Annotated in this window: 13 protein-coding genes; 2 read left to right on the top strand and 11 right to left on the bottom strand. The window is 33.3% G+C overall.

Annotation, left to right across the window (positions count from 1 at the left end; translation table 11 throughout):
- Nucleotides 1–48: 48 nt before the first annotated feature.
- The 10 genes from ACFELZ_RS04135 to ACFELZ_RS04090 form a co-directional block, all read right to left on the bottom strand.
- Nucleotides 49–558, bottom strand: coding sequence for an IS630 family transposase (locus ACFELZ_RS04135; protein WP_375316656.1), 510 nt, complete (start codon nucleotides 556–558; stop codon nucleotides 49–51).
- A 19-nt stretch (nucleotides 559–577) separates the two neighbouring features.
- On the bottom strand, nucleotides 578–892 hold the full coding sequence (locus ACFELZ_RS04130; protein WP_375316331.1) for an IS630 transposase-related protein: 315 nt from the start codon (nucleotides 890–892) through the stop codon (nucleotides 578–580).
- Nucleotides 893–960: 68 nt separating this feature from the next.
- Entirely contained in the window at nucleotides 961–1,101 is a 141-nt protein-coding gene (locus tag ACFELZ_RS04125) for a hypothetical protein (RefSeq protein ID WP_375316570.1), read from the bottom strand.
- 110 nt (nucleotides 1,102–1,211) lie between these two features.
- Nucleotides 1,212–2,462, bottom strand: a complete 1,251-nt coding sequence (locus ACFELZ_RS04120; RefSeq protein ID WP_375316569.1) for a citrate synthase — start codon at nucleotides 2,460–2,462, stop codon at nucleotides 1,212–1,214.
- An 80-nt stretch (nucleotides 2,463–2,542) separates the two neighbouring features.
- Nucleotides 2,543–2,812, bottom strand: coding sequence for a 30S ribosomal protein S20 (rpsT, locus tag ACFELZ_RS04115; RefSeq protein WP_006279236.1), 270 nt, complete (start codon nucleotides 2,810–2,812; stop codon nucleotides 2,543–2,545).
- A 50-nt stretch (nucleotides 2,813–2,862) separates the two neighbouring features.
- Entirely contained in the window at nucleotides 2,863–3,588 is a 726-nt protein-coding gene (locus tag ACFELZ_RS04110; RefSeq protein ID WP_375316568.1) for a lysophospholipid acyltransferase family protein, read from the bottom strand.
- A gap of 55 nt (nucleotides 3,589–3,643) precedes the next feature.
- Nucleotides 3,644–4,630, bottom strand: a complete 987-nt coding sequence (locus ACFELZ_RS04105) for a tyrosine recombinase (protein ID WP_375316567.1) — start codon at nucleotides 4,628–4,630, stop codon at nucleotides 3,644–3,646.
- 373 nt (nucleotides 4,631–5,003) lie between these two features.
- Nucleotides 5,004–5,639 carry a DnaA ATPase domain-containing protein gene (locus tag ACFELZ_RS04100; protein WP_265032815.1) on the bottom strand — a complete coding sequence of 212 codons (636 nt, stop codon included), beginning with the start codon at nucleotides 5,637–5,639 and terminating at the stop codon, nucleotides 5,004–5,006.
- 129 nt (nucleotides 5,640–5,768) lie between these two features.
- Entirely contained in the window at nucleotides 5,769–6,842 is a 1,074-nt protein-coding gene (locus ACFELZ_RS04095) for an AI-2E family transporter (protein ID WP_375316566.1), read from the bottom strand.
- Nucleotides 6,843–6,891: 49 nt separating this feature from the next.
- Nucleotides 6,892–7,599, bottom strand: a complete 708-nt coding sequence (locus tag ACFELZ_RS04090; protein ID WP_375316565.1) for an alpha/beta hydrolase — start codon at nucleotides 7,597–7,599, stop codon at nucleotides 6,892–6,894.
- A gap of 273 nt (nucleotides 7,600–7,872) precedes the next feature.
- Between ACFELZ_RS04090 and ispD the strand changes: the two genes are divergently transcribed.
- Both ispD and prmC read left to right on the top strand, forming a co-directional pair.
- Nucleotides 7,873–9,084: a 2-C-methyl-D-erythritol 4-phosphate cytidylyltransferase gene (gene ispD, locus ACFELZ_RS04085; RefSeq protein ID WP_264328838.1), complete on the top strand. Its 1,212-nt coding sequence runs from the start codon at nucleotides 7,873–7,875 to the stop codon at nucleotides 9,082–9,084.
- A gap of 721 nt (nucleotides 9,085–9,805) precedes the next feature.
- Nucleotides 9,806–10,645, top strand: a complete 840-nt coding sequence (gene prmC, locus ACFELZ_RS04080) for a peptide chain release factor N(5)-glutamine methyltransferase (protein WP_375316564.1) — start codon at nucleotides 9,806–9,808, stop codon at nucleotides 10,643–10,645.
- A gap of 179 nt (nucleotides 10,646–10,824) precedes the next feature.
- Here prmC and ACFELZ_RS04075 read toward each other — a convergent pair whose 3' ends face one another.
- A complete protein-coding gene (locus ACFELZ_RS04075) occupies nucleotides 10,825–11,676 on the bottom strand; it encodes a P44/Msp2 family outer membrane protein (protein WP_375316563.1) in 852 nt (283 codons plus the stop codon).
- Between the last annotated feature and the right edge of the window lie 26 nt (nucleotides 11,677–11,702).

Below are 11,702 nucleotides of genomic sequence, written 5' to 3'. Positions count from 1 at the left end.
CTTTTTTGAACATTCCCTCCAGTAAAACTACGGTCAACCATTCTATAGCTAACCGAAGTAAGATTTCCTCGAGAGCTGAAAGACAAAATCAATAGCCGAATTAATATTGGGCCAAAAGCTTGGCAGCACTTTTCTTATGGCATGCTTAATGGCAAACCAGAACTTCTCAATCGGATTTAAATCCGGTGAGTATGGCGGCAAGAACAAAATTTTACACCCAACATTTTCTATCAAATTTTTCGTTCTTGCAGATTTATGAAAGCTTGCATTATCGAGAACAATAGTCTGTCCAGGTTTTAATATAGGAACAAGTATATTTTCTACATAAGCATCAAAAATCTCGCTGTTGCAGTAGCCCTCAATTACCCAGGAAGCTTTAACTTTTCCCTCATTTAGTGCTCCTATTATGCTTACCTTCTTTCTTTTAAACCCTGGTTTATCGGCAAATAACCTCTTGCCTTTTTGAGACCACCCATATTCATAAAATCTGTTGTCTTCTACTCCAGAGTCATCTATGAATATCAAGTTTTCTTTTTCTATTCCTTCTATTTTTTTTATGAACTCCTTGCGTTTCTCTTCATTCCTTTCCTGATAAAGAAAAGTTTTTTTTATATGTATAGTTTACTTTTTTAAGATAATTGTAGACTGTGTCTTTGCACATGTTGCCAAATTTTTCAATTATTTTTTCAACCGTAATATCTCGGTTTTCATCCAGAAATTTGACAAAGCCATCTAAGTATTTAATTTTATGACTATGTCCCTTTTGGTAGCCTGAAGACGGTTTTATACTTCCTGTTTCTTCTCTTCTTTTCCTCCACCAGTATATAGTTTTTCTATCAATTTTGAACATCTTGCTTACTTCTTCCATAGTCATTTTTTTCTCGTCAACCACTTTTAAAACTCGTTCCCTCAGGTCCTCACTATATGGCTTGCCATCATTCTACCTTAATTAAAGCAGTATTATACCTTTTTACACTCCTTTGAGGAAACCTTATTTCGGTTAGCTATAATACTATGTTTTCTTGGTCTGCCGGTCTTTTTAGGTTCAAAATATAGCTCTATCATCTTCCATTCTTTGTCACTTATATCGCTTGGGTACATTTAAAATATATCTTATAACACACTTCTTAACTCCTTTCTACTTAGTTTGAAGACAGGCTCTTAGAAGTTAAATTGCTCAAAGAAAAATTGTGAATGAAGTGAAAATAAATTTATTTACCAAAATAGAGTTGCCTTGGTCTACAGACCTTAGTTTCTTTATCATTTATCATTTCATACCACTGAGTAACCCAACCAGTGGTTCTTGCAAGTGCAAAAATAGGCGTGAACATATTTGAGGGAATATCGATAGCATTCATTATTATACCTGAGTAAAAATCAACATTTGGATATAACTTACGCACGATAAAATATTCATCCTTTAAAGCTATTTCTTCAAGTTTTTTTGCAATTTTGAGCAATTCATTATTTTGTTCTAGTTTACTTAGAACCTCATGACAAGCGTCTTTCAATATCCGCGCGCGCGGATCATAATTTTTATAAACACGATGTCCAAATCCCATCAATTTAAATGGATCTTTATCATCTTTAGCTTTTTCGATGAATTTATCTATATCTTCACTTTGCTCTATCTCTTTTAGCATATTTATAACTGCTTCATTAGCTCCACCATGTGCTGGTCCCCAAAGTGTAGCAACTCCTGCAGAGAGGCTTGCAAACAGATTAGAGCCAGCCGATCCCACCAATCTGACAGCCGCCGTAGAAGCATTCTGTTCATGATCAGCATGGAGAGTAAATATTTTATCCAGAGCTTTTGCAAAAAGGGCGCTTTTATCATTATCAACAGCATCGCCAAATATCATCTTTAAGAAATTTTCACTGTAACTTAATTCATTGTTAGCATTTATGAATTCCTGATTGTTGATATGCCTATAAATCATTGCAACAATTGCAGGAACTTGTGCTATTGCAGAAATTCCAAAATCTAAATCTTCACCATTGACATTGTTGCCATGTGTTTCATGGTAAGATGCTGACAAATTTGCAAAACATGCAACTAAAATCGACATAGGGTGAGCAGTTTTTGGAAATGCTTTGATTACATTTGTAACTTGCTCTGATACTTTGGATGATTCTTGTATTTTGAGAAGAAATTTTTTGTGTTGCTCTGAACTGGGTAGTTCACCATAGAGTAATAAATAAATCACAGCAGTAAAACTATTATTCTCTGCCAAATCAGCTATATCATATCCCCTATATTTAAGAACTCCTTCATCTCCATCAATAAATGTAATCGAAGAAGAACATGAAGCTGTGGAAACAAACCCCGGATCATAAGTGAATAATCCTGTCGTCTTATATAAATCCTTGATATTTAACACGTCAGGACCTATTGTTCCACTTAATATGGGTAGCTCAATTTTTAATCCATTACTTAGTTCTAATAGCACTTTTTTATCCATCACTTAAGCTACTTAAATTTTATACAGAATATACAAACTGAAGAGTATATATTAATACAGTTAACTTTACATTAACCGTATTAAGCGGTCATCAATGCTTTTACTTTTGCATTTAAGCGACTTATTTTACGCGCAGCAGTATTCCTATGAATAACACCTTTATTCACACACTTGTGTAAATTAGATTCAGCATTCCGAAATGCCAGAACAACATTTTCTTTGTCGCCAGACTTGATTATATCAACCAATTTTCTAATAGCGGTGCGAGTTTTACTTTTCCGCATCTTATTTATTAAAGTGCGCTTTGCTATTACCTTTATCATTTTTTTAGCACTCTTATGATTTGCCATATATTAATACCTAAAATACTGTACTTTTTTTTAATTATAAAGTTTTTTTGTTAATTTGCAATATCAGTTTTTTCTATGGTTAATCTACTGCTTCTCTCTTCAATAATTTTTTCTAAACTTTGCAAGAATTCATTTTTGTTTAACCCAGGATATATTGGGGGCAATATTTCTATTATTGCCTTTCCAGGATTCTTTCTCAGAGAAAGTATGCTTTTTGGCCAAAACAAACCAGTGTTTAAAGCAACCGGTAACACAGGAACAGATAATACGCTATATAAAGCAGCAATACCTGGTTGATATTTTATATTTTGGTTTATAGTCGTTCTTGTACCTTCAGGAAATATTATTATGTTTCTATTTTCTTTTATACGCATTTTTGCTAGTTTAATTATATGGCGTATAGAACTGATACCATCTGAACGGTTAATAAAAATCATTTTCAGCGCTATAAGATGTAAACCAATGAATGGAATCCATTTCAATTCACGTTTTAAAATAAAAACCGCTTTTCTAAATAGTAGTATAAAAATAAATGTTTCAAATGGAGATTGGTGTTTAGATGCAATGATAAAAGGTTGCTTAGGAATGTTTTCCATTCCCCTCACTTCATATTTAATGCCACATAATAAACGCAGCATGAATAATACAACTCTAACCGAACAGACGAGGAAAATGGTTATTACATACTCAGGAAAGAAAATTACAGGGAGAGCAATTAAAGTATAGAATACTTCCCATAATATAAGGAAGAAATTAAACAATAAACTTGAAATCACAAACTCACATAAACTTATTTGAATTTAACTTTACTACAAATTAAAAACAATAAGTTTAATTATTGATCATCTGAGTAATAGGATGCGAATCAGCTAATTTGTCCTTTAACTTTTCGTTAGCAATATGAGTATATATTTGTGTTGTAGAAAGGTTAGTATGGCCAAGAACTTTCTGTATCAACACAATATTTGCTCCGCTATCCAGTAGATGGGTAGCAAAAGAATGCCTAATCACGTGTGGAGAGATCTTATTTTCATCAATATTGCATTTTCTTGCTAACTCCTTCATTAATTGACCGACCCTCTGCCTTGTAATTGGTTTATTAGGTTTATCACCTGGGAATAGCCAATCGGATTTCTTTTCGTTAGGGATCAGATTATCACGAACTGATAAATAATTTCTAAGGCTCTGCAATGCTTGTTCATTCAAAAGAATTTGCCTCTCTCTACCACTTTTTCCTTTTATTATTATATAGCATTCTTTGTTATTACTGTTTACTAAATGTGACACTTCACATAACTTCATATCAATTAGTTCAGAAACACGCATTCCAGAAGAGTAAAGGATATCTAAAATCGCACATAGCCTTTTACTGCTTATCTCTTTATTCGATTCGCTTGCTGATTTTCTCACTGCGTCCATTAGCAAAAATATTTCTTCGACACTTAAATACTTAGGCAAAGGACGAGAAACTTTTGGATTCTTTAATTCAGCATCATTAGCCGGTGCTGGATTAAAATCTATTATTCCGTCATTAAATAGACACTTATAGAAATTTTTCATAGCGGATATTTTTCTTGATATAGAGCTACTTTTATATTTTTTTTGTGTACATAGATATTTCACATAATCTTTAATATTGGTTTTGTTTACGCCAACCAAGGTAGTGCCGCTTTCTAATAAAAATTCTTCAAACTGGTGTAAATCCGAACGATAACTTTCCAGAGTATTTTGTGTAGCGGACCTCTCTGAAGCCAAAGCATCTATGTAATATGTTATGTAAAGACTTTCTTTTTTATTTTGCGACTGTTTATTTTTCATTATCAGCTCCTATATTTATTTCTTTGGCTATAATTTGATTGGAAGTGTTTCCTATGTGTCTTATGAGAAAATATGAGACAAATAAGGCATTTACCAATAGAGTGAACATCATAAACCTTTGCTTTAACCTTTTTTTTAAATTTAATCTTACTCTTATCATAGTTAAATTATAACGTCAAATCTATAAAAAACACCTTATAAAGTGAGCTCTACTATAAATATAGAATACTTCTTAGCTGTATCTATCCATATTTATTATAACATAACATTTATTATAATTCTAACATAGACAGATAGAGATTTCAATTACGTTAGTGTTATGGGTGTTAATAAATTTTTAATATATACAATGAGTACTTTACAAAAGAAGAAATCAAATGGCATCTTTTTTAAATAAAGTGCTAATAAAAGGAACGGTCACATTTGACCCTATAGATTCATTATCTATCTTCTCTATAATTTTATCAATGCTATAGAAAGAACGTTCTATTCTTGCTAAAATATAATTAATCACTTTTAAATCAATTTTTAACTGTTTATCTGAAAATCGTTTTATTAGCATGATTCTTAATAATTCTTCGCTTGCAGGCAAAATTTTTACGCTGATAGTTGATAATATTCGAGAACTTAAATCTCTTAGTTTGAAGTTAAGTTTTTTTGGTGAAATTGAAGAAGTGATTAGCAGCCTCTTGTCACTTTCTTTCATGTAGTTGTAACAATGTAATAACATTGCTTCATCTTTAATGTTTTGTACGTCTTCTAAAATAAAAGCATCGCTATATCTAATCTCGCTTACGAAGTTATTCACATTGATAAAAATTGCATCGTTTATTGATTGCCAAATATGAGCAAGATGAGTTTTACCGGAGCTTTTAGGTCCAAAAAGAATCAGACATTTCCAAGATAAATCATCAATTACTGAATTATATATGTGCTTATTTTCATCTAAGATGATGTAATTTTGCCGACTATAATCAGCTTGATTGTTGTTAAATAAATTTAATTGCACATTAAACCTCTTACGTAACCTCTTTCTGGTAGTAATTTTTGCGCAGAAATTTACTTATGCTCCTCAAATATCTCAGGTATTCTGGGCTCATTTCTCCCCTTACCATAAATTGATTATGCAAAAGGTCTGTTAGCCGTTTTTATAAAGCTCACTTTTAAAATATTTATTGATTGCATATTCTACTGATACATTGAACATTGCTATTATTGGAATAAAAAGTAATATACCTGTAAATCCAAAATATGAAGCGCATATAGTAATTCCCAGAATAATTACAGTTGGATGTATATGCACTTTTTTTCCTATTAATAAAGGAACTAATATGTTTGAATCTATTAATTGTCCAACACCAAATAATAGCAAAACGGCAGCACTTTCAAACCATTCACTAAATTGAGTAATAGCGCTCAAAAACCCAATAATGGTATATAATAATGGTCCTACGTAAGGTATGAACGTTAATATTCCTGATAAAATTCCAATAACAATAGAGTGTTTCAATCCGATTATGCTCAGGCTCACAGAGTAAAAGACCATCATGACAATACATACATTTACCTGCCCCTTTAGATAATTAGATATGATGAAATCCACTTTGGAAAAATAATTTGCAACTTTTTCTCTATAAGAAACAGGAATTAATTTATTAGCTTTTTCTATAATTAAAGGCCAATCACGTAATATATAGAAAAACACTACAGGAGTAATCACCATTAATGATACCGTGTGAATCAAGCTAAAGCTTGAACTTAACACTTGGATTATAAAGTTACTAGCAATATCAAGAGCATTTATGAAATAAGATACATAGTCGCTGTAATTTTCTGCTAGATTTTTAGATAAGTGATCAAATAAGCTATCCTCGATTTTTATATTAAGAAATTCTAATACAGAGGGGATTACTTTAAGTTTTAATGAAGGCACTTTACTCACTAAGAAATTTAATATTGAAGTAATTTGAACATATATAATAGGTAAAACAAATGTTATAACTAGTATAAAAGCTATTAATAAAACAAGTATTATAAAAATTACAGAACATGAACGCGGTATTCTATACTTTTCAAACTTGACTACTAGCGGATTAAACAAATATGCAATAACAATAGACATTAAACATGGAAAAACCATAGGACGCATCAGGAACAACATCCCTATTATAAAAAGCAGTATAAAACAAATAGTTATATGACGTTTTTGCATGCGTTTAGCATAGTCAATTTACTGAAAAATATACAGTTTATTGTAAATACTATCTATTCATTGTTTTATCAATTTTATTAAGTATTAGGTCAATCAAATTTTCACCCAATTCCCAACTAGATAAAACTCCGTTATGTGGATCATCTTCATACCTTTTCGAATTAACAGTCTTGATCAATTTTTCACATATCAATTTATCATTTTCTATTGCGTGCGCCAATTGTGCAGGTTGTGGTATTAAGTGATCTCCTTTGCTATTAATAACTATTACTGGCATATTCAATTTTCCCTCATCTCGCAACTTTCGTATATCGTTCACTAAATCAAAATCTAGATCTAAAGCCTTTAGCAATTTTTTAAAAATGGATGAGGGCAACATACTTAAAATTTTTGCTTGAGGGATCGGAAAATGCCCTATTGCTGTATGAAAAGAGCTGAAAGTGCTAGTAAAAATAACACCTCCAAGTTTAACGTTTTTGTCTGCAAAGTGCTTCAAAACTGCCGATGCAACTGCTCCTCCAAAGGAATGGCCAAAAAGTATAATGTTTTCAGGCCTCACACCCTTGTCCATTAATTCATTGATTTCTTCTATCGAGGGCTTAAGCAAACTTTGATCTCTATTTATAAAGGGAATAATAATAAGCATTACGGATAAAAAAATGCAAGTTAGAGCAGCTAAGCTTGCTAAACCAACTACTCCAGCTGTTATGGGGCTTATAAGTAGTAATATTGCAATGGGTGCTGATACAGATGCCACGAGGAACAAAAAGCTAACTGCAGCATAAGTTATGTAGTTCTGAAATGCGCTTGGATATTTATGTGCATGGTTATTATTTGATCCATTTAAACCTTGTACATAATTGTGAGCACTTTTATAGTTATCCCCTATTCCATGAAAGAATATAAGGTGTATCTCATTTTCTTTATTGCACTTAGTAATGTGCATTCTAGCATCGTATTATATCTTATTAAGATGATACACTCTTTTTTCAAACTGTAAATAACTTGTTACTATACACTTACGCTGAAAATGATAAATATGCACACTAACAGACTTAAGAAATACAAAATAGCAGCATTAATAGTTGCAGCAGGAGTAGGCAGTAGATGCAGTAACACAATTCCTAAGCAGTATACAAAACTTGCAGGTAAATCTGTTTTATTTCATGCAATTAAAAGATTTCTGGCTAACCAATATATAGATTACATAAGAATAGCAATTAATAGAGACCATGAAAATTTCTATGAGAAAGCTATATCACTAATTACAGACACTAAATTACTAAGCCCTGTATACGGAGGAGAAAACAGGCAAAATTCAGTTAAACTAGGGCTTAAAAGCTTACAAAAAGTTAATCCAGATTTTGTAGTTATACACGATGCTTGTAGGCCTTTTGTGTCAGATGTTCTGATAGATAACTTGGCTCAGTCCATGATTAATGATCAATATACAGGAGTAGTACCAGCAATAGAAGTCGAAGACACTATGTCATTGGTGGGTAATAATTTCGTTGAATCTACGATTTCAAGAGGAAAACTCAGAGCCATACAAACTCCTCAAATTTTTAATTTCAAAGAATTATTATCGTGCCATCAATCAGACAAAGAATTTACTGACGATTCATCACTAATGGTAGAGCACAAAAAACATGTTGCGATTATTAAAGGTGAGAAAAGCAATTTTAAGTTAACCACAAAAGAGGATATCAATATGGCAAAGCTTCTCTTTGAAGAGCCAAAATTTCGTGTCGGAACTGGTTATGATATACATAAGTTCATTAAAGTTCAAAATGGTGCTGAGAGCTTTATAAAAATTTGTGGTGTGAAAATTGAACACAACATGGCAATAGAAGCGCACTCTGATGGTGATGTTGCAATACATGCAATCGTTGATGCAATACTCGGAGCACTGGGATGTGGCGACATAGGAGAGCACTTTCCTCCTAGTTCCTCTGAATGGAAAGATTGCAATTCATCTCACTTTCTTGACTTTGCTGCTAAAAAAGCAAAGGAAAAAGGGTACAGCGTGTCTAATTTAGATATTACTATAGTTTGTGAGGAGCCTAAAATATCGCCTTACAAAGTAGAAATGAAGAAATTCATATCAAAAGCATTAGAAATTGATGATGAATTTGTAAATATCAAAGCAACCACTGCAGAAAAATTAGGTTCTATTGGAAGAAATGAAGGAATAGCAGCATATGTTTCTGTGTTATTGCATACAAACTTTTATTGGGAATAGAAAAGAAAAAACTTACTTGACAAACTCTGCCAGGCCCCTTATTGTAGTGCTAAGGGTATTTATGACTCATTGTTTTTGACCTGCAGGCTCAATGACAAAATTCAGTAAAAAACTCAGGGTATTTATTAGCGGATTACATAAAATTATAGCGGCTGCATGTCTTTTTTGTTTTTTCTACACTCAGCCAAATCGCACTTATTTTAAGCGTTAGCACATTATTACAGCGCCACTTACAGTAATATAGAGTCAAAACTCGCACTACGGGGCTTCTTTTGCCTTTTTTTTCGTTTGGTAAATTTCTTAATGTTTGTAGCTAAAGCAATTTAAGAGACCGAAAATGGTTTCATTCCAGCGCGTGACGCTGGAATCTAGTCTTTATTACGCAGCCACTTATTTAAAGTTAAGTTTTCTGGATCCAAGTAGTCAAGCTACTCGGATGACACCTTGACAATCGTCATCCCGCTACTTGTTAGCGCTGCGGCGGTATGACGGTTAAGTAGGGTGTCATCCCAGTGCTTGACGCTGGGATCTGATGCAGTTATTCTAGGCTAAGGTAATCCGCATAGCAAATGGTGTCATGCAAGTAGCTGACACTGGAATCTAGAATTTTTTTTAACTAGATCTTATGGTCAAGCCATAGGATGACAGAGAAGGTAAGCCTTATTTAAGTTAGCTATATATACTCATCGTTTATGGCTGAAAGGAACACATTTTTAGAATAATGAAAACAATCAGCACTTTAATTCAAGAAGGATCGGAGTTATTATCGTCACATAAAGTTGAATCACCACATTTAGATTGTGAAATCATCATGCAGCACGTACTTGGAGTGGAAAGATCATTCATAATTATGAACCATGCTGATCAAGTGCCGATGGAGAAAGAACTTTTATTTTGGAAATTAACAAAAAAAAGAGCGGAAAGATATCCAATATCGCAAATAATAGGTAATCGTGAATTCTGGAGTAAAAATTTTATAGTTAACCAGCATGTTTTGGATCCAAGACCAGATAGTGAAACACTAATCTCAACGGTGTTAAAATATTACCCAAATAAAAAGCAGAGACTAAAAATTGCAGATTTTGGTACAGGCACAGGTTGTTTATTGATATCCGTACTTAGTGATTATGAATATGCCGTTGGTATCGGTTTTGAAAAAAGCTTGGAAGCATACAAAGTTGCCTATCAGAATACAAAGAAACATGATCTTCTCAGCAGAGCTAAAATATTTCCAAGTTCGTGGACAGAATGCAGCGATTTATTTGATCTGATAATTAGCAACCCTCCATATATTAAAAGAAGCAAATTGAAAGACTTGCAAGCCGAAGTGCAAAAAGAGCCAAGAATTGCTCTTGATGGTGGTATTGATGGTCTGAGCTGTTACTTGAGTATTTTTTCAATATTAAGGAGGTGTCTTAAAAAAAATGGGTTTGCGATATTGGAGATAGGTGAAGATCAAAATGATATTGACAAAATAATCCCCTCATACGAATTAGCTTTTCAGGAATATGTACATGATTTAGCGGGAATGAAGAGGTGCATTGTTATGCAAAAAACATAGCTAATGTTTTCTTGTATTATCTCCTTCATCCCATATTATCCTATGTCATCCCAGTACCCTCTACCTCGTCATCCCAGTGCGTGACACTGGGATCTATATTTAACTAGATCCTATGGTCAAGCCATAGGATGACAGGAACGGTTTTGGTTAGCCATGCATTTTTTAAAAGGGCAATATATTTAGGCTTTGCTGGCAAAGTGGAAAGTAAGGCCAGCCTCTATGCCGTGTGTATGAAAAAAGCTGTTCTGTATGGTAGTAGATACTGGACTAGCAACTGTTTGTTTAGCCATTCTACCTTTTGGCTTACCTGCGCCATTATCAAAATTGGGATCCCACTTTAAGGTTTCTAATTTGAACTCACTGCTACCAATAGCACCAAAACCTCTATATCCAATATGCATATTTACATCTTCGTTTATGCGATAATCAAAGCCAGCTTTTAATTGACCTGCAGGTCTTATTGACGATTTTTCAAACATTGTCATTCTTGTTGCACCGACTCCAACCCCAACATAAGGAGAAAAAGAGAAACGGTCACTTTTCCAATGATGATAAACATTTGCCATTACAGATATGTTCTCAATTTGGTCATGATTGACTATTGCTCCATAGCTCTCTTCTGGGTTAGCTTCATCCCTTGTGTAGGATATTGTCATCTGGCCGCTTGTTAAACCAATATTATCCACTTTTACAGAAGAATACATTCCTTCCAATTCAGCTCTGTAGCTATTGCCATTCAATTCCCCTTTATAACCCAATGCTACATTTGCAGCAAAAGGTGGATTATAATCTCCTTTATACTTACTTAGTGACTGACCTTCTGTGTTCTGAGCACTCCTGTCATTTACAGATACCCGATTGGCAGCTGTAGCAGCAGTATCTCCAATTTTTGCTTTCAACTCACCCATGTAATTTAAATATTGACCGTAATACCCACTGCCAAAGTAAAACCCTTCTGTTTCACTTGCAAAAGATTGTTGTGACAACAGCAAAGCAAGCGCTGTAACCGCTAATGTTTTTTTACTAATCATTACTACTCCCCTAGTTAAAATAGCTA

Origin of the sequence: Wolbachia endosymbiont (group A) of Colletes cunicularius (genome assembly GCF_964264715.1) — a bacterium.
Lineage (GTDB): Bacteria > Pseudomonadota > Alphaproteobacteria > Rickettsiales > Anaplasmataceae > Wolbachia.
This window is presented reverse-complemented; position numbering and strand designations above follow the sequence as displayed.

Excerpts from the sequence above, each read along its gene's own strand:
- ACFELZ_RS04125 (WP_375316570.1), bottom strand. The coding sequence starts at position 1,101 with ATGTACCCAAGCGATATAAGTGACAAAGAATGGAAGATGATAGAGCTA.
- ACFELZ_RS04120 (WP_375316569.1), bottom strand. The coding sequence starts at position 2,462 with ATGGATAAAAAAGTGCTATTAGAACTAAGTAATGGATTAAAAATTGAG.
- rpsT (WP_006279236.1), bottom strand. The coding sequence starts at position 2,812 with ATGGCAAATCATAAGAGTGCTAAAAAAATGATAAAGGTAATAGCAAAG.
- ACFELZ_RS04105 (WP_375316567.1), bottom strand. The coding sequence starts at position 4,630 with ATGAAAAATAAACAGTCGCAAAATAAAAAAGAAAGTCTTTACATAACA.
- ACFELZ_RS04095 (WP_375316566.1), bottom strand. The coding sequence starts at position 6,842 with ATGCAAAAACGTCATATAACTATTTGTTTTATACTGCTTTTTATAATA.
- ispD (WP_264328838.1), top strand. The coding sequence starts at position 7,873 with ATGATAAATATGCACACTAACAGACTTAAGAAATACAAAATAGCAGCA.
- prmC (WP_375316564.1), top strand. The coding sequence starts at position 9,806 with ATGAAAACAATCAGCACTTTAATTCAAGAAGGATCGGAGTTATTATCG.
- ACFELZ_RS04075 (WP_375316563.1), bottom strand. The coding sequence starts at position 11,676 with ATGATTAGTAAAAAAACATTAGCGGTTACAGCGCTTGCTTTGCTGTTG.